This is a genomic window from Bradyrhizobium sp., from assembly GCF_049581145.1.
In the GTDB taxonomy this organism is placed as follows: Bacteria; Pseudomonadota; Alphaproteobacteria; order Rhizobiales; family Xanthobacteraceae; genus Bradyrhizobium.
The window spans coordinates 1-17092 of the sequence record NZ_JBAURI010000548.1 but is presented as its reverse complement, the minus strand read 5'-3'; the positions used below and the strand labels follow the sequence as shown (position 1 = coordinate 17092).

The 17092-nt window shown below is 63.8% G+C and carries 13 protein-coding genes and 1 pseudogene; 6 read left to right on the top strand and 8 right to left on the bottom strand.

What is annotated here, in order from left to right; translation table 11 throughout:
- The 3 genes from WCB02_RS18055 to WCB02_RS18045 all read left to right on the top strand — a co-directional run.
- On the top strand, positions 1 to 288 hold a 288-nt coding region (locus WCB02_RS18055), incomplete at its 5' end, for an adenosylcobinamide-GDP ribazoletransferase (RefSeq protein WP_423960073.1).
- A gap of 196 nt (positions 289 to 484) precedes the next feature.
- Positions 485 to 1531, top strand: coding sequence for a glycoside hydrolase family 16 protein (locus WCB02_RS18050; RefSeq protein ID WP_423960072.1), 1047 nt, complete (start codon positions 485 to 487; stop codon positions 1529 to 1531).
- Complete coding sequence (locus WCB02_RS18045; RefSeq protein ID WP_423960070.1) at positions 1521 to 2990, top strand: GH1 family beta-glucosidase; 1470 nt, start codon at positions 1521 to 1523, stop codon at positions 2988 to 2990. The genes WCB02_RS18050 and WCB02_RS18045 overlap by 11 nt, the downstream gene beginning before the upstream one ends.
- Positions 2991 to 3041: 51 nt before the next feature.
- Here the strand turns inward: WCB02_RS18045 and WCB02_RS18040 are convergent, their stop codons facing one another.
- Both WCB02_RS18040 and WCB02_RS18035 read right to left on the bottom strand, forming a co-directional pair.
- Entirely contained in the window at positions 3042 to 5252 is a 2211-nt protein-coding gene (locus tag WCB02_RS18040) for an HlyD family type I secretion periplasmic adaptor subunit (protein WP_423960069.1), read from the bottom strand.
- Positions 5253 to 5255: 3 nt separating this feature from the next.
- The gene (locus WCB02_RS18035) at positions 5256 to 7031 is read right to left on the bottom strand and encodes a type I secretion system permease/ATPase (RefSeq protein WP_423960077.1); all 1776 of its coding nucleotides are present in this window, start codon (positions 7029 to 7031) and stop codon (positions 5256 to 5258) included.
- A gap of 832 nt (positions 7032 to 7863) precedes the next feature.
- Here WCB02_RS18035 and WCB02_RS18030 point away from each other — a divergent pair.
- A complete protein-coding gene (locus WCB02_RS18030; protein WP_423960068.1) occupies positions 7864 to 9759 on the top strand; it encodes an ethylbenzene dehydrogenase-related protein in 1896 nt (631 codons plus the stop codon).
- A complete protein-coding gene (locus tag WCB02_RS18025; protein WP_423960066.1) occupies positions 9760 to 10797 on the top strand; it encodes a 2Fe-2S iron-sulfur cluster-binding protein in 1038 nt (345 codons plus the stop codon).
- A 138-nt stretch (positions 10798 to 10935) separates the two neighbouring features.
- Here WCB02_RS18025 and WCB02_RS18020 read toward each other — a convergent pair whose 3' ends face one another.
- From WCB02_RS18020 to pobA, 3 genes are all read right to left on the bottom strand, one after another.
- A complete protein-coding gene (locus WCB02_RS18020) occupies positions 10936 to 11775 on the bottom strand; it encodes a class III extradiol dioxygenase family protein (RefSeq protein ID WP_423960063.1) in 840 nt (279 codons plus the stop codon).
- A 3-nt stretch (positions 11776 to 11778) separates the two neighbouring features.
- Positions 11779 to 12132, bottom strand: a complete 354-nt coding sequence (locus tag WCB02_RS18015; protein WP_423960062.1) for a protocatechuate 4,5-dioxygenase subunit alpha — start codon at positions 12130 to 12132, stop codon at positions 11779 to 11781.
- Positions 12133 to 12271: 139 nt separating this feature from the next.
- On the bottom strand, positions 12272 to 13444 hold the full coding sequence (gene pobA / locus WCB02_RS18010) for a 4-hydroxybenzoate 3-monooxygenase (protein WP_423960061.1): 1173 nt from the start codon (positions 13442 to 13444) through the stop codon (positions 12272 to 12274).
- Positions 13445 to 13721: 277 nt separating this feature from the next.
- Between pobA and ppk2 the strand changes: the two genes are divergently transcribed.
- Positions 13722 to 14609: a polyphosphate kinase 2 gene (gene ppk2 / locus WCB02_RS18005; protein WP_423960059.1), complete on the top strand. Its 888-nt coding sequence runs from the start codon at positions 13722 to 13724 to the stop codon at positions 14607 to 14609.
- A 79-nt stretch (positions 14610 to 14688) separates the two neighbouring features.
- On the opposite strand, the gene WCB02_RS18000 is transcribed toward ppk2, so the two are convergent.
- The 3 genes and pseudogenes from WCB02_RS18000 to WCB02_RS17990 form a co-directional block, all read right to left on the bottom strand.
- Entirely contained in the window at positions 14689 to 15648 is a 960-nt protein-coding gene (locus WCB02_RS18000; RefSeq protein WP_423960058.1) for a Gfo/Idh/MocA family oxidoreductase, read from the bottom strand.
- Positions 15645 to 16595 carry an amidohydrolase family protein gene (locus WCB02_RS17995; protein WP_423960075.1) on the bottom strand — a complete coding sequence of 317 codons (951 nt, stop codon included), beginning with the start codon at positions 16593 to 16595 and terminating at the stop codon, positions 15645 to 15647. The genes WCB02_RS18000 and WCB02_RS17995 overlap by 4 nt, the downstream gene beginning before the upstream one ends.
- 36 nt (positions 16596 to 16631) lie before the next feature.
- Positions 16632 to 17092 (bottom strand): annotated as a pseudogene (locus tag WCB02_RS17990) (DUF1932 domain-containing protein); the annotation flags it as partial.

The following is a 17092-nucleotide window of genomic DNA, read 5'->3' as shown; positions in this document are numbered from 1 at the left end:
GCCTTCATGCGCCTGGTCCGGCCGGCACGACCGGACGGGCTTTCGAGCGGCGCCGGACAGCCGCCGTGGCAAAGCGCCATCATCGCCATCGGCATCGGCGCCTTCTGCCTCTTCATGAGCTTCGGGTTGCGCGGAGCGATCACGGCGCTGCTCATGCTGGCGCTCGCCGCGCTGGCGCTCGCGGCGCTGACCATCAGGCAGGTCGGCGGCCAGACCGGCGATGTCCTGGGCGCGCTCGAGCAAACCGGCGAGGCCATCGTGCTCCTGATCGCCGCGACGGTCTTGTAGACGAGACGACCTCGCGTCCGCCGACCGTCGTTCCCGGCGAACGCCGTGACTCGGCCGTTCACGCCAGTCCATGCCTGGGCGGTATCGAGATAGAGCGGCGCCGGCACCGGTCAAAACACCGCGAGACCGCCGGGGACGAGTTGCGAAGACATCGCAATCGCGGTCTATCTACCAGGCAACCAAGGGGATCGCGACGTTGGTACCGAAAGTCCTGATTTTGATCGGCGGTCTCGTTGCCAATGCACCGGCTTTCGCCGAGGACAATCTTGCGGCCGCGCCGCCGCAACTTGCCTTGCGCACCACGCGCGATGCGGCCAGCGAAAGCTGCCGGCGGCTCGATGCGATGGATCCGATGCAGTTTTCCGTCGTCTCGCTGCATCGGACGTTTCATGACGATTTCAACCAGCACCCGCTAACGAGCGGAAGATGGGTGCCGCATTATGCGGGCGGCGCGGCGTGGCCGGAAGCGCGCTATTGGGGCGGCGACGGTTCCGAGCTCAAGCGCCAGACCAAGTATAACGGCGAACAGCAGATCTATGTCGACCCACGCTATAGCGGTCGTGCCGCAACGCCGCTCGGGCTTGATCCGTTCAAGGTCAAGGATGGCGTGCTGTCGATCGTAGCCAGCCGCACACCGCCCGCACTCAAATCGGTGCTGTTCAACAATGAATATGTGTCGGGCATCCTGACGACCCAGAGTTCGTTTTCCCAGAAGTATGGATATTTCGAGATCCGGGCGAAGCTGCCCGTCGGCACCGGCGTCTGGCCCGCGTTCTGGATGCTCGCCGATGACGGCGGCTGGCCACCCGAAATCGACGTGCTGGAGGGCCGCGGGCAGCGACCGGGCGACATGGTGATGACGACGCACTGGCGCTCGCCCACGACCGGCCACGTCGAATCCTGCGGCTTCGACTTCCAGTTGCCGGACGCGCCGGCCGACTTTCACGACTACGGCATCTTGTGGGAGCAGGATCGGCTGATCTATCTGATCGATCGCAAGCCCGTATCGGATATCAAGGTGCCGGTCGGTTTCGAGGATCCGATGTACATGATCGTGAATCTGGCGATGGGCGCCAAATATTTCGGCGGTGTTGGAGTGGTCGACGGCGAATCTCCCGATATGGTCGCCTTCGAGATCGATAGGGTTTCCGCCTATCAAATCGATCCATATCAGCGGGACCGTTCGACGGAGAACGCTGCGCCGCTCAAGGTGAACCTGGTGGGAGACACGGATGCTCGGTAGGTTCTCGCGCCGGCATTTTGCGAAACTTGCGGGCTTTTCCGCCCTGGGATTGACGACATCAGCAGCATCACAAGACAGCCAGCCAAGTCACGCCGCGGGCCAGCAAGCCTCCGGGCATTTCCCCGACGGCTTCGTCTGGGGCACGGCGACGTCGGCCTACCAGGTCGAGGGCGCCGTCAATGAAGACGGCCGCGGCCGCTCGATCTGGGACACGTTCAGCCACACGCCGGGCAAGATCGCCGATCACAGCAATGCGGATCGCGCCAACGATCATTATCACCGTTACAAGGAAGACGTTGGCCTGATCAAGCAATTGGGCGCGAAGGCCTATCGCTTCTCGATCGCGTGGCCGCGGGTTTTTCCCGAAGGGACCGGGCCAGCCAATCCGAAAGGGCTCGATTTCTACGACCGTCTTCTCGATGAACTTCTGGCTGACGGCATCGAACCATTCGCCACGCTGTATCATTGGGATCTGCCGCAGTCGCTGCAGGACAAGCAGGGAGGCTGGCAATCCAGCGACACTTCCAAGGCATTCGCCGACTATGCAGGCTATGTCGCCAAGCGCTTGAGCGATCGGGTCAGGTCGATCTTCACGGTCAATGAAACCGGCAGGTTCGTGAACTTCGGTTACGGATGGGGCATCGATGCTCCCGGGCTGAAGCTGCCGACGGCGGCGCTGAACCAGGTCCGCCACAACGTCGCGCTGGGCCACGGCCTCGCCGTGCAGGCGATCCGCGCAGAGGGACGCGCCGGCACCAGAATCGGTCCGGCAGAGAACATCGCGGCCTGCCTGCCCGCGGTCGACACGCCGGGAAATGTCCGCGCCGCCGAGATCGCCACGCGCGAATTGAACGCCGGCTTCCTGAACGTGATCCTGGAGGGACAATACACGCCCGGATTCCTCGATTATGCCGGCAAGGACGCGCCGAAATTCACCGCCGCCGAGCTGAAGATCATCTCGTCACCGATCGATTTCGTCGGCCTCAACATCTATGCGCCGCAGTTCTACGTGGTCGCCTCCGACCACGCGCCGGGCTTCGAGGTGCTGCCCTTCCCCGCCTCGTTCCCGCACATGAATTCCGACTGGCTGCGGATCGGCCCGGAGACAGCCTACTGGGTGCCGCGGCTCGCCGCCAAGGTGTGGCCGATCAATACGATCTACATCAGCGAGAACGGCACGTCCGCGGACGACAAGGTGGCAAGCGACGGCAACATCTACGATCTCGACCGCATCATGTACCTGCGCAACTACCTGACCCAGTTGCAGCGCGCGACGTCGGAGGGCGTGCCGGTCCGCGGCTACTTCCTGTGGAGCCTGATGGATAATTTCGAGTGGATCTACGGTTTCGAAAAGCGCTTCGGACTCTATCGCGTGGACTTCGACACATTGAGTCGCACGCCGAAACTGAGCGCGTCGTTCTATCGCAACGTGATTGCGAACAACGCGGTGGACATCTGAACGCGCCGGCGGGCGGCCGCTGTCGCAGCCCCGCCCGTTGCCAGCCTTGCCTCACTGCTCGACGAAGGCGCGCCGCAACTGATCGAGGATCGGCTCGAACAGATAGTGCATCATCGTCCTGCTGCCGGTCTGCATGAACACCTCGGCGGGCATGCCGGGGACCAGTTGCGCGCCGTTCAGCCGCCGCCGCTCCTCCTCGGGCAGCACGACCCTCACGGTGTAGGTTGGCGAATGCGTCTGCTGATCCTGCCCGGTGTCGGCCGACACGTAGGAAACCGTTCCATTGAGCTGCGGTGTGGTCCGCTGATTGAAGGCCGAGAACCGGACGAATGCCGTCTGGCCGGTGTGCACATGGTCGATGTCCTTCGGCTGCACGTGGGCCTCGACCTGCAGATCATCCGCATCCGGCACGATTTCCATGATGGTTTCGCCCGCCTTGATGACGCCGCCGATGGTATGAAGCGAAAGCTGATTGACGAAGCCGGAGGTCGGTGAATGAATTTCGATCCGGTCAAGCTGATCGCGCGCCGCGATGCCGTGCTCGGCGAGCTCGGCTTCCTTGGCCTGCGCCTCGTTCAGGTCCTTCACGACCTCGCTGCGGAAGTCCTGGTCGATTCGAACGATCTGGAGCTGCGACGAGTCGATCTTGGATTTCGTCTCGGCGATCGATGAGGTCATTTGACCGCGTTCGCCGTCGATTTGCGCCGCATCGCGCTGCAGCGACGTCAGCCGCGTCAGCGGCACCAGATGCTTGTCGTAGAGATCCTGGACGCCGGTGAGCTCGCCGTGGATCAGGTCCAACTGTTTGGCCTTGGCATCCAACTGCGACTCAAATCCCCCAATCTGCTGGGCGAGCTGCTCGGCCTGGCTTTGCAGCAGATCCTTCTGGCTTTGCCGCGCGCCGGCCCGCGCCTTGAACAGCGACTCTTCCGACGCGAGCAGGCTCTTGACCTCGTCATCGCCCGCCCGCGCCGCCAGCTCGGCCGGAAATGTGATGTCGGCAAGGCCGTCGCGTTCGGCGCTCAGCCGCGCTATCCGGGCCCGGATTTCGTCGAGCTGCTTGGTCACCACCTGGAGGTTCGCTTGCGCCTGGGTGGCATCGAGCCGCACTAGAAGATCGCCGGCGCTGACCCGCGAGCCGTTTTGCACCTTGATTTCCGCGACCACCCCGCCGGTCGGATGCTGGATCTGCTTGACGTTGGATTGCACGACGAGATTGCCCGGCACCACGACGGCGCCCGCCAGCGGCACGAATGCGAGCCAGCCTCCCCCCAGCACGGCAGCGACGATGAGAATCCGCAAACCGGTGCGCAGCTCACGCTCGAACGACCAACGGGTTCCGACCACCAGGCCATCATCGACCGGGGGAGCCGGCGCTCCGCGATCGGTAATAAAGGAGATGCCGGCGGTCAGACCGGCGCGCCATCTGTCGACCCGCTTTCCGGACGGTATTTCGGCCGCCGGATTGCTCAAGGCCGTGGTCGCGGGGGGAAGCGCCAGGCGCGGGCCCTGGGGAAACATCGATTGGGACGAAGCTGCTGGCCGCGTAATGTCCGGCGCCAGTTTGGCCAAATCCGTGGCGATGCCGTCGTCAGGCACGATCGGCGGCGACGCGCGCCGCAGCGGTGAAACACGGGGCTCGACCGGCGGAGCGGTTCTCGATGGCCCGTTTCTGAGCGGTTCGTTTCTCGACGGCCCGCTTTTCAGCGTTCCGTTCTTCAGCGGCTCGCTTTTCAGCATGTCGTTGAGGAACGAATCGCTCTTGAACGCATCGCTCCTGAACGAATCGATCGTGAACGGATCGCTTGCCAAGGCATCGCTTCGCGGCCGCTTGCGGTTGGATGACCCACCCTTGGGCGCTCCGTTCTTCGACCCGTGCTTGATCGAGCCATTTTTGGCCGGCGCACTCCTCGACGGCTGTCCTCTCGGCGCTTCGCCCTTGGACCGTCCGCCTCTCCGCTCCACGGGAGCCGGCGCCTTCAATCCGATCTGCTCAAGACAGATATCGAGCGCCTTGCCCATCTTGCTCTTGCGCCGACGCTTCGGCGGACCGTTCCGTCGCAGCCGCTCCGCCTCGATTCTTTCGCGCGACGAGCCGCGCCGCTGCTGATTCGACCCTTCTTCGTCGTCGAATGCATGCCGAAGCCGCTGCAGCTCGAGAATCAGCGCATCGCCCTGCGGTCCCACCGTCTCATTCGGCGACTCGTCGAGATAAGGGCGCGCGGTGCGCTCGAGCCGCTGGATCTGCTCTTTGGGCTTCATGGCTCAAGCGCCTCCCGCGACCGCGGCCTGGCGCGGCGCCCTGGTGTTCGGTGGCGCCACCGCCGGCTGCTCGACCGGCTGTTTCACCTGGTTGACCTGGGCCTTCGTCTGCGCAGCCTGGGCCTTGACCTGGGCAGCCTGAGCCTGCTGTTGCGATGCGCTGACCCGCGCAAATATCTCCTGGGACGAACCGAACGCGATCACCTTACCCTCGTAGAGCACCATCGCCATGTTCAGCGCGGCGAGAGCGCTCGGACGGTGCGAGATCACGATGACGATGCTGTTGAGCTTGCGCAGGAGCTGGATGGCGCGACTCAGGGCGTTCTCGCCTTCGGCATCCAGGTTGGCATTGGGCTCGTCGAGCACGACCAGGAAAGGATCGCCGAACACGGCCCGCGCAAGTCCTACCCGCTGCCGTTGGCCCGCCGACAGCGACATGCCGCCCTGGCCGATCCGCGTCGAGTAACCGTCCGGAAGGCCCAGAATCAGATTGTGCACCCCGGCGATCTGCGCCGCGCGCAGGATCGAATCGGAGCTTGCGTTCGGATCGAAACGACAGATGTTTTCCGCAACGGTGCCGTCGAACAGGGCCACATCCTGCGGCAGATAGCCGACATGGCGCCCGAGATCGGCATTGCGCCACTGATCCAGCGCCGCCCCGTCAAGCCGCACGACGCCGTGCTGGGCCGGCCAGATGCCGACCAGCGCCTTTGAAAGCGAGGTCTTTCCCGATGCACTGGCGCCGAGCAGCGCCAGTCCCGTGCCCGCCTTGAGCGAGAACGAAATATTGGACACGATCGGCTTGTCCGAACCCGGCGGCGCGACGGTGAGTTCCTGCACCGAAAGTTCGTGGCGAGGGCGCGGCAGCACCACGGGGGGCTCGTCGGGCTTCGCGGTCACCTTGCAGATATCGCGCAGGCGCGCGATGCCCTGCCGCGCGGCGACCAGCTGCTTCCAGCTGGAGAGTGCGACCTCGACGGGCGCCAATGCCCGTCCCATCAGGATCGACGATGCGATCATGATGCCGCCCGACGCCTTGTCGGATACCACGAGAAACGCTCCCATACCCAGCATGCCCGATTGCAGCACGTAACGCAGCACTTTCGCGCCGGAGCCGAGATTGGCATAGACGTCGGTGGCACGGATATTCTCGCGCAGATAGCGCTCGTTGATCTCCGCCCATCGCGCGCCGAACCGGTCCATCATGCCGAGCGCCTTGATGACTTCGGCATTGCGCTGCGTGGCGTCCGCCAGCACCTGGCGCTGCGCGCTGGTGTCCATCGCAGCCTTGGCCGCGCGGCGCGACAGACGTTCTGTCAAAAGCGTCATCGCGATGATCATCATCATCCCGAGCACCGCGGTCAGGCCGATCGCCGGATGAAACAGGAACAGGCCGATCAAAGACAGAGGAATCCAGGGCATATCCAGAAATGCCGTCGGCCCCATGCTCGACATGAAACCGCGGATCTGGTCGAGATCACGCAACGGCTGCTGCAGCAACATGGGCTTGACGCCGCGCAGCGGCAGCGTGGCGAGCGCGTTGTGAATCGCATCCTGCAGGCCGATGTCGAACAGCGTCGCAACCCGGCACAGCATGCGTGCGCGCAGCGCGTCGAAATACCCCTGCATCAGGTAGGCGAACAGCACCATCAGCGAGAGGCCGGCCAAGGTCGCGATGTTGCGACTGGGAATCACCCGATCGTAGACCTGCAGCATGTAGAGCGAGCCTGCCAACATCAGCAGGTTGATCACCCCGCTGAACACGGCGACGCCGCCCATGCGCCGCGCGCTCTCGCGCAGCCCGCGGGTCACGGGATCGTCGGCCACCACCGCCGGCTTCGGCTGTGCCGATGACGACGAAGAACCCAGTAGCGGGCCATCCACAACAATACTCATCCCGCATGCCTCCCGATGGCCAGATACCGCTGGCGACGACCCTAGTTGCCAACCGATGCCGACCATTTTCCGGCAACAATTGGACAGAGGTGGATTTCTGCCTGAACGAAATGTTCCCGTAGAACGCCGGATCAGAGCCTGATGCACGTGCGCGGGCTTACTACAACCTCGGATAATTTCGCGTGATGCCCGCTGGACTTAGGGCCCGCGAATTCGCACCGATCGCACCGCGTCATGAATTCGTCCGGCTATAACCTTGCTTCCGCACGCAAAGGCCGCTGTGTCGGCCGAAAGACGCCATGAAGCTAAACAAGTCTCCACGTTAGTAGATCGACGGTGCCGATCAGCATTCGATCGCTGACGGCGCAAATGGGGAACTAGACATGTATCACTTCATACACAGCGCCAGCTGTCGGCGCGATCTGGCGGTCCGCCGGTAACACACAGCAATCACGCGCGAGGTCTGGGGATCGTTCAAGGCAGCTCGGGCGTCGCTGCTTGGACAATGAGCGTGTTGCGGTGATCACAAAAGGAGATGAATCCCGTTCGCCGGGTTCGGCGGGCCAATTATCTGGGGGACAGAGAGTTTGTCGACGAATACCTACGGCTCCTTGCAGGATATGGCGCGTCCGCCGGGCGCGCCTGAAAATTGCGCGGTAAGCGCGCCCACGACATCCGCCGACATCCGCGGACTCCCGACGCAGGAGGTTCGCTAATGAGGCAGCGCAAGACAGACTACGGAACCATCGTTCTGCACTGGGTGCTGGTCGGAGCGATCTGCGTCGCCTTCGTGACGGGCCTGCGTATCGCAACGGAAGCGCCGGGCCGCGCCTGGATCAACCTGTTTGATCTGGTATTGCCCCGCGCCAATGTCTGGGTGCCGCATATGCAGGCGGCCGTGGTGCTGGTCGGGGTGACGATCGCCTATATCGTCTACGTCATCAAATCCGGCCTGACCCGCCGTATCCAGCTGGACAAGATTCGCCTGCGCGGCCTGATGGGCCGCAAGCAGGCCAAGCTTGGCACGTTCAGCATCATGCTCACCTGGGGATTTTTCCTGACCATGCTGACGCTGATCGTCACCGGCGGCATGATGTTCTTCGGCTTGAGCGCGGGCTACGATGTGGCGGCGGTGCATTGGTGGGCAACCTGGATGGTGCCGGCTTTCGTCAGCCTGCATGTTCTCAACCACTATGGGATCGGCGGTACCTCGCAATTGTTCCGGGTGTTCCGGCCAACGGGGCTGCCGCCTCCGCCGCCGCGGCTCGACGCCGTCGAGCTGCTGACGATGCTGGTCGAGAAGTCCTCGACGCCTTCGCTGGAACCGCATTCCGATTCGAAGGCCGCGTTGCAGCCTTCCCAGCTGCCGCATGAGAGCGTGCGGGAGCGGCGCGACACGCGCCGGCCTGCCGCACATCCAGGTCCGGCTGCAGCAGCTCCTCGCGGCCCGGTGAAACGGCGAAACGTGACGCTGCAATCCAACCCCTTCGTGGTTGCCGCCGCCATCGCCATCACCGGGGCTTCGGCCGTGGTCGCCACGGACTATCTGTCCGTCGACCATCTGGAGGTTCGCCGCATCAGCAGCGCCGAGGCACCGATCCTCGATGGCGACACGTCCGACCCGGTTTGGCGCGGCATCCAGCCGTTCTCCCTGATGACCAATGAGGGCGACAATTTCGACGGCAAGGGCGAATCGCGAATCGACATCCGCGCGGTGCACGACGGCACCTGGGCGTACTTCCTGTTCACCTGGGAGGATCCGACGCGCTCCTTGAAACAGCTGCCGCTGATCAAGAAGATCGACGGATGGCACGTGCTGCATGACGGTTTTGAAAAGGGTGACGAGCACTCCTTCAACGAGGACAAGTTCTCGGTCCTGTTCACGACGCTCGACGTGCATCTGGCCGGCGACCGGACGTTCCATGCCAGCCCTCATCCGATCCCGACCGCGCCCGCCACCATGACCGGACGTGGCCTGCACTACACGCCGGCTGAAGGCATCTACGCCGATGTTTGGCAGTGGAAGGCGACCAGCGGCGGGCCCACGGGCTGGATGGACGACGACCATTTCGGTCCGCCGCAGGAACCGACCCCGGAGCAGGTGCGCAACATCGTCCCCTATCGTGGTGGGTTCGCCCCCGACCCCGGCACCGCGAACTACAGCAACAATTTCGCGATGCCGGCGGACGGCTTCGACGACAAGCGACCCATCACCCCGCTTCGGTTGCCCAAGGATCTCGCGGCGACCACCGCCGCGATGGGACAGATCACGCTCGATCCGAACATCGGCGAGAGCGATGGCGCGCGCTGGTTCATGACGGACGCAGACTCGGTGCCCTACACGCCGGAGCAGGACCGGCTGATTCCGGTCGGCACCGTGCTGCCGGGCGTCATCATCGCCGGCGACTACACCGGCGATCGCGCGGATATACGCTGCGCGGCCCGCTGGGCTTCCGGACACTGGGCGCTCGAGGTGGCACGCCGCCTCGATACTCACAGCAAATACGACGTGCCGTTGAAGACCGGCGTCTTCATGCGGGTCTCGGCTTTCGATCACACCCAGATCAGACATACACGGCACGTCCGACCGATTCGGCTCGAGGTGGAATAAATGGCTAAGACCTGCAAGATCACGCTGAACAAGGAAACCTTCCACGCCAATGTCGGCGACCTGCTGCTTGACGGCGCGATCATGAGCGGCGTTGACATCCAGCACGATTGCCGGAGCGGCATTTGCGGCAGTTGTCGTGTCCGCCTGGTCGACGGCAAGGTGTTTGGCGGCACCGAAGAAGGCAGCGACATGGTCTACGCCTGCCAGGCGCGGGTGGTCTCGGATCTCAAGATCGTCACCGAGCCGGTGCCCGATCCGGTCTCGTTGTCGGCTCGCGTGGTCGAACTGGTCCGCATGGCGCCCGATGTGTTCGGCGTCTCGCTCGAGCTGCCGAAGTCGCTGCGTTATTTTCCCGGCCAGTACTGCAACCTGCAATTCCGCGGCTTCCCCGAGCGATCCTACAGCCCGACCTATCCGCTGGAAGGCGCGCCCGACAATCGGCTCCTCAACTTTCACATCCGGCGCCTGCCCGGCGGAGCGGTCTCCTCCGGACTGGGCAAGAAGATTCGTGTCGGCCATCGCGTCAAGGTGAACGGTCCGTTCGGCAGCGCCTTTCACCGGCGGAAGCATCCCGGCCGCACCATCCTGGTCGCCAGCGGCACCGGATTTGCTCCGATGTGGGCGATCGCGGTCAGCGCGATCACGGAATGGCCACAGCGCGAACTCGTGTTCATCGTGGCGGCGCGGAAGCTGCAGTCGTTCTACATGCACAACGCCTTGTGCCGGCTGGCGCGGTTTCCCAACGTCACCATCATCCCGGTGGTGTCGGAGGCCCAGAACGTCTCGTCGGCGATTCGCAGCGGCCGGCCGACCGACCACATGCCGGCCCTGACGCCGGACGACGTCGTCTACACCTGCGGCGCGCCGGCCATGACCGAAGCCGTGGCGCGGATTGCCAGGGCCACCGGAACGCAGTGCTACACCGACCCGTTCGTCTCGCATGCGAAAGCCGCCGAGACCCCCGGCCTGATGACGCGCTTGACCGAGATGTTCATCGATGGCCCGCGCAAGAACTCGCAGGTTCTGAACGTCGCATAGCGTATGGTCGCCTGCGTGACGCAGCAGCGCTGTAGGACGGGTAGAGCGATCAGATCGGACCCTCGTCCGATCTGATCGCGAAACCCATCGATGCGCGGGTGAATTGATGGGTTTCGCAAGGCTCAATCCATCTACTCTCTACTCCAGCGGTTCGAGCACCATCAGCCCCGACGCCGTGTTCGAGATCGGGATGTAGTAGTTGGACTGCTCTTTCCGCACCTTCTCCGGCAGCGTGCCGCGCGCGACCATCCAGTTCAGGAGCTCGACCCCCTGGGTGCCTGACAGCTCGACCAGCTCGGTCGTCGAATATCGGGTGGCCCAGGCCGGGTTGGTGACCATGCTATCCATGAATTGCAGATCGAACTCCTTGTTGATGAAGCCCGCACGCTCGCCGTCGAGCTGGTGCGACAGCCCGCCAGTGCCCATGACGACGACCCGCTCGTGCTTTGGCCACGCCGCGATCGCCCGACCGATCGCCTGACCGAGCTTGTAGCAGCGCGCCGCCGAGGGCAGCGGCGCCTGAACCGTATTGACGCAGACCGGAACGGTGCGGACCGGCCATTTCTGGTCGGGCCAGCACAGCGCCATCGGCAGCGTGAAGGCGTGGTCGACCACCATCTCCTGGCAGGTCGTGAGGTCGAAATCCTCCGCGACCAGCTGCTCGATCAGGTGCCAGGACAGTTCCGGATCGCCGGTGAACGGCGGCACGGTCGGAATCCCCCACCCCTCGTCGGCGTTGCTGTATTGGCTCGCGGCGCCGACCGCGAAGGTCGGCATCTTGTCCAGGAAGAAATTGAGCCCGTGATCGTTGTAGACGAGCACGACGACATCAGGCTTGACCCGGGCAAGCCACTCGCGCACCGGCGGGAAGCCGTCGAAGAACGGCTTCCAGTACGGATCGTTCTGCAGACCCTTGGCGATGGCGCCGCCGATGGCGGGCACGTGGGAGGTGGTGATGGACCCGACGATCCTGGCCATGACCTACCCCCTCGCCGCCTGAAGCTTGGCCTTGAACTGGTCCTTGGTCAGGCCGGTCTGCTGGGCGCCGATGTCCTGCATGTCGAGCCCGAAAATGCCGGCGAACTTGGCCAGGTAATAGGCATTGCCGCCGGCTGCGATCAGCTGCAGCACGTTGCGGTTGCGGATGGCTTCGCGCTGCTGGGCATTCAGGCCGTATTTGGCGCAATAGGCATCCTCGTTGGCGACGAACGCCTTGCGATTGGCGGCCTCGTTGAACGAGTAGCACATCTTGTTCAGCGCATAGCCCTTGCGGGCCTCCTCGCCGTCGAAGATCGTGGTGCCGGGCACGGGCTGCCGCGGTCTGGCTTCTGGCATGATGCTCTCCCTGGTGTTTCCCTGAAAGCTTTGTGACTTTGCGGCGGCCCGCGCGCCTTGCTCTGGATCAAATTCGAGCCCGCCCACTGGCGCTGGCCGCGATGACATGCCGGCATAAACCAGCGCGGACGCCCCGAGATCAGAACGGCAGACCGACATAATTTTCCGCAAGCGAGCGAAGCGCGGCCTCGGAGGAGAACAGATAGGCCAGATCCGTCTCCTGCAGCCTGTCGTCATAGGGGATATTGTCGGGGAAGCGGTGCAGCAGCATGGTCATCCACCACGAGAAGCGCTGCGCCTTCCAGATCCGGGCCAATGCCCGCTTCGAATAGCCATCGAGGCCGGCGTCATCACCCTTTTTGTAATGATCGACCATCGCATGGTAGAGGTAATAAATATCGGAGGCCGCGCTGTTGAGCCCGCGCGCGCCGGTCGGCGGCACGATATGGGCGGCGTCGCCGGCCAGGAACAGGCGGCCGTACCGCATCGGCTCGGCGACGAAACTGCGCAGCGGCGCGATGCTCTTCTCAATCGACGGACCGGTGATCAGATCGCCCGCGACCTCGCCTGGCAGGCGGCGCCTGAGCTCGGCCCAGAACGCGTCGTCGGGCCAATCCTCGATCGAATCCGTCAGCGGCACCTGGATGTAATAGCGGCTGAGCAGCTGCGAGCGCAGCGAGCACAGCGCAAATCCGCGCTCATGCCTGGCATAGATCAGTTCGGGCGAGGCCGGCCTGGTGCGCGACAGCACGCCAAGCCAGCCGAACGGATAAACCCGTTCATATTCCCGCAGCACCTGCTTCGGGATCGACTTGCGGCTGATGCCGTGGAAACCGTCGGCGCCGATGACATATTGGCAGTCGATCCGGACGATCTGGTCGCCGTCGCGATAGGTGACATGAGGCGCCTCCGACTCGAGGTCGCGCAGCGTCACGTCCTCGACATTGTGAATGACGTGGCCGCCCATCCGCTCGCGCGCGTCATAGAGATCGCGGGTCAGTTCGGTCTGGCCGTAGACGATGACCGAGTTGCCGCCGGAATATTTGTAGAGGTCGACGCGATCCATCACCCCGTCATGGGCGATCTGGAACCCCTTGTGAATTTCGCCCTCGCGATCCATGCGATCGCCGCACTGGGCCTCGCGCATCAGCTTGGCAAAGCCGTGCTCCAGCACGCCGGCGCGGATCCGGGCCAGCACATATTCGCGGCTGTATTTCTCCAATACCACGTTTTCGATGCCCCGCAGATGCAGGAGCTGCGACAACAACAATCCCGACGGCCCGCCGCCGATGATGCACACCTGGACCTTCATGTGGCGTCTCCCTCGCGCTGTTTCCTGGTTTGACTTTTTTGACTCGTCTGGATGATTCAGCGCTTCCTAGGCCAAGTTCTGATCCTAGTAAACGAACAAGGGTTAGCGAATCGCGCGCCGATGGAATGGAGACATGCCGGCGGGCGGCTTCGGAGCAGCGCCCTGACAATGATTCTCAGTTGCGCACTGTGTGATCGGCCTGGCGCACCCTTCAAGTTATGGTGCGAAAATGTTTAGCTGCCATTCGATTCTTCATCGCGCGAACCTGGGGGGCCCGATGGCCAAGAGCCGCAAATCTGCCGGGGCCGAAATGTCCGTCTTGCGCGACGCCAGGGAAATCACCGCCGTCGAGCAATACTGGCACGGCGCCGAACGGCCCGAATCACGCAAGCCGCCGAAGCACTACAAATACATCGACGAGCTCGCTCATCTGCAGTTCGAGCTGATCAAGCTGCAGGAATGGGTGCGGCTGCAGGGCCTCAAGGTCGCCGTCATCTTCGAGGGCCGCGACGCGGCCGGCAAAGGCGGCGTGATCAAGCGCATCACCGAGAGCCTCAATCCCCGGATCTGCCGCGTCGTGGCGCTGGGCACGCCGACCGATCGCGAGCGCGGCCAATGGTATTTTCAGCGTTACGTCGCCGAGCTTCCGACCCGGGGCGAGATCGTGCTGTTCGATCGCAGCTGGTACAATCGCGCCGGCGTCGAACATGTCATGGGTTTCTGCAGCGAGCAGGAGTATCAGGAGTTCCTGCGTTCCTGTCCGATCTTCGAGGAGATGCTGGTGCGCTCGGGCATCTATCTCATCAAATACTGGTTCTCGGTCAATGACGAGGAGCAGGAGCGGCGCTTCCAGGAACGCATCCGCAATCCGATCAAGCGCTGGAAGCTGAGCCCGATGGATCTGGAATCGCGCAAGCGCTGGGTGGAATATTCCAAGGCCAAGGACGTGATGTTCGCGCATACCGATCGCAAGAAGACCCCATGGCACGTCGTCGACGCCGACGACAAGAAACGCGCCCGGCTCAATTGCATCCGGCACCTGCTGCATCAAATTCCCTACGGCGACATGAAGCCGGTCGAGATCGAGCTGCCGCCGCGCCAATCCGACACCGGCTACAAGCGGCCCAAGAAGTCGATCCAGCGTTTCGTTCCCCGGGTCTACTGAGAGAGGCCGCGCAACCTCCCGCAGGCGCGCATAGGCGGGTGATGACGAGCCTTGGGGTGGCGTGATCGCGAAACGCCTCTCACCCGGCGTTGAGCTGCTGCTCCAAATCGTGCAGCACCTGGTAGCACGGCAGCACCTGGGCCACGCTTGCGTTCGGCTCGCGCCGCTGGCGAATGGCGGCGAAGAACTCGCGGTCCTGCAGCTCGATCCCGTTCATGGAGACGTCGACCCTGGAGACGTCGATCTTCTCGTCGCGGCCGTCGAACAGATCGTCATAGCGCGCGAGGTAGGTGCCGGTGTCGCCGATGTAGCGGAAGAAGGTGCCGAGCGGACCGTCATTGTTGAAGGACAGGCTGAGTGTGCAGATCGCGCCGTTCTCCGCCTTGAGCTGGATCGACATGTCCATCGCGATGCCCAAGCTCGGATGGATCGGCCCCTGCACGGCGTTGGCCTTCACGATGCGCGAGCCGGCCTGGTAGGCGAACAGGTCCACCGTGTGCGCCGCGTGGTGCCACAGCAGATGGTCGGTCCAGCTGCGCGGCTGGCCCAGCGCGTTGATGTTGCTGCGGCGGAAGAAGAAGGTCTGCACGTCCATCTGCTGGATGTTGAATTCGCCGGCGACGATCCTGTTGCGCACCCATTGATGGCTGGGATTGAAGCGGCGGGTGTGGCCGCACATCGCGACCAGCCCGGTCTGCCGCTGCAGATCGACCACCGCCTGCGCGTCCTTCAGGGCGTCGGCCAGCGGAATCTCGACCTGCACATGCTTGCCGGCCTTTAGGCAGGCGATGGCCTGCGCTGCGTGCATCTGTGTCGGCGTGCACAGGATCACGGCATCGACATCGGCCATCGCCAGGCTGTCGGCAAGGTCCGTGGAGGCGTGGGCAATGCCGTATTTGGCCGCGACCTGTCGGGTCGCATCGAGATTGCGGCTGACCAGCGAGACCACCTCGACGCCGTCGATGTTCTCGATGCCGTCGAGATGCTTGATGCCGAATGCGCCGGCGCCGGCAAGCGCGACCTTGATGTGCTTGCTCATGCCTGGTTCTCCATCGTCTTGGCATTCGTCGTGCCGACTTCGTCGGGCCAGTACAGCCGCATCGGATTGTCGACCAGCAGCTTGCGCTGCAGCTCCGCCGTGGTCGCGATCTGCGGAATGAAATCGACCAACAGACCGTCGTCGGGCATGTGGTCCTTCAGATTGGGATGCGGCCAATCGGTGCCCCAGAGCACGCGATCGGGAAACGTCTCGACGATGCGCCGGGCAAACGGCACCACATCGCGATAGGCGTTCTGCTCGCCGTTCAGCGCCGGCGGCCCCTTGACCGACAGCCGCTCCGGGCAGCTGACCTTGGACCAGACGGTCGGATTGTCCCGCATGAACTTGATGAACAGCTCGAATTCCGGACCGTCGACCGGCCTGGTGACATCGGGCCGGCCCATGTGGTCGACCACGACAGTGGTCGGCAGCGCCGTGAAGAAATCCCATAGGTCGGGCAGATCGACCGACTCGAAATAGATCACGACGTGCCAGCCCAGCCGCGCGATGCGGCCGGCGATCTCGATCAGTTCGTCTTTGGGCGTGAAATCGACCAGGCGCTTGATGAAATTGAAGCGCACGCCGCGCACGCCGGCTTCGTGCAAGGCTTCCAGTTCGGCATCGCTGATGCCGCGCTTCACGGTGGCAATGCCGCGCGCCTTGCCGCCGGAATGGACGAGCGCGTCGACCAATGCGCGGTTGTCGGCGCCGTGGCAGGTGGCCTGCACGATCACATTGCGCGCGAAGCCCAGATGGTCGCGCAGCGCGTCAAGCTGGCGGCGCGATGCGTCGCACGGGGTATATTTGCGCTCTTCCGCATAGGGAAACTGGCTGCCCGGTCCGAACACATGGCAATGGGCGTCGACGGCGCCATCCGGCACCCTGAACTTCGGTTTCGACGGGTCCGCATACCAGTCGAGCCAGCCGGGCGTCTTGTGAAATTCCATCAGCTTCTCACGTCTCGGATTTGCCCACGTCTCGGACTTGCGCCTGGCCAGGATACGGTCGGCCTCGATGCGCCAATCGGCGCTGCGCGCAAACCCCTCGGTGCCGCGTTGGCCGAACAGGCCCTGGTCGGCGAGATCCGCGACCCAGCCCTGGCGTTCGGCGGTGCCTTGTGCGGACCATGGCGTGAGCCCGGCTTCACGCACGGTCTCGGCCACTTCCCGCACCTCTTCGGCGCGCCGCCTGCCATGTTCGATCACGCGCTGGAAGAAATAGGCGCCCTGCTTCTCCCAGTTGATCGAGGGAAAGGTTTCGGCGAGCGAAGCCAGCACCGCATCCTCCACGCCGTAGGCGCGCGCGGTGGTGAAGGCCTCGATGACCATGGCTTCCATGCCCTTGATCATGATGCTGCGGCACATCTTCACCGCCGAGGCGACGCCGAGCTGCTCGCTCGCCACCTTGGCGTCGAACCCCAGTTCGACCAATAGCGGCGCGAGCT

Bases quoted from the DNA above. Each gene is read 5' to 3' on its own strand.
- WCB02_RS18045 (WP_423960070.1), top strand. From the start codon at position 1,521: ATGCTCGGTAGGTTCTCGCGCCGGCATTTTGCGAAACTTGCGGGCTTT.
- WCB02_RS18040 (WP_423960069.1), bottom strand. From the start codon at position 5,252: ATGAAGCCCAAAGAGCAGATCCAGCGGCTCGAGCGCACCGCGCGCCCT.
- WCB02_RS18035 (WP_423960077.1), bottom strand. From the start codon at position 7,031: ATGGGCGGCGTCGCCGTGTTCAGCGGGGTGATCAACCTGCTGATGTTG.
- WCB02_RS18030 (WP_423960068.1), top strand. From the start codon at position 7,864: ATGAGGCAGCGCAAGACAGACTACGGAACCATCGTTCTGCACTGGGTG.
- WCB02_RS18025 (WP_423960066.1), top strand. From the start codon at position 9,760: ATGGCTAAGACCTGCAAGATCACGCTGAACAAGGAAACCTTCCACGCC.
- WCB02_RS18020 (WP_423960063.1), bottom strand. From the start codon at position 11,775: ATGGCCAGGATCGTCGGGTCCATCACCACCTCCCACGTGCCCGCCATC.
- WCB02_RS18015 (WP_423960062.1), bottom strand. From the start codon at position 12,132: ATGCCAGAAGCCAGACCGCGGCAGCCCGTGCCCGGCACCACGATCTTC.
- pobA (WP_423960061.1), bottom strand. From the start codon at position 13,444: ATGAAGGTCCAGGTGTGCATCATCGGCGGCGGGCCGTCGGGATTGTTG.
- ppk2 (WP_423960059.1), top strand. From the start codon at position 13,722: ATGGCCAAGAGCCGCAAATCTGCCGGGGCCGAAATGTCCGTCTTGCGC.
- WCB02_RS18000 (WP_423960058.1), bottom strand. From the start codon at position 15,648: ATGAGCAAGCACATCAAGGTCGCGCTTGCCGGCGCCGGCGCATTCGGC.
- WCB02_RS17995 (WP_423960075.1), bottom strand. From the start codon at position 16,595: ATGGAATTTCACAAGACGCCCGGCTGGCTCGACTGGTATGCGGACCCG.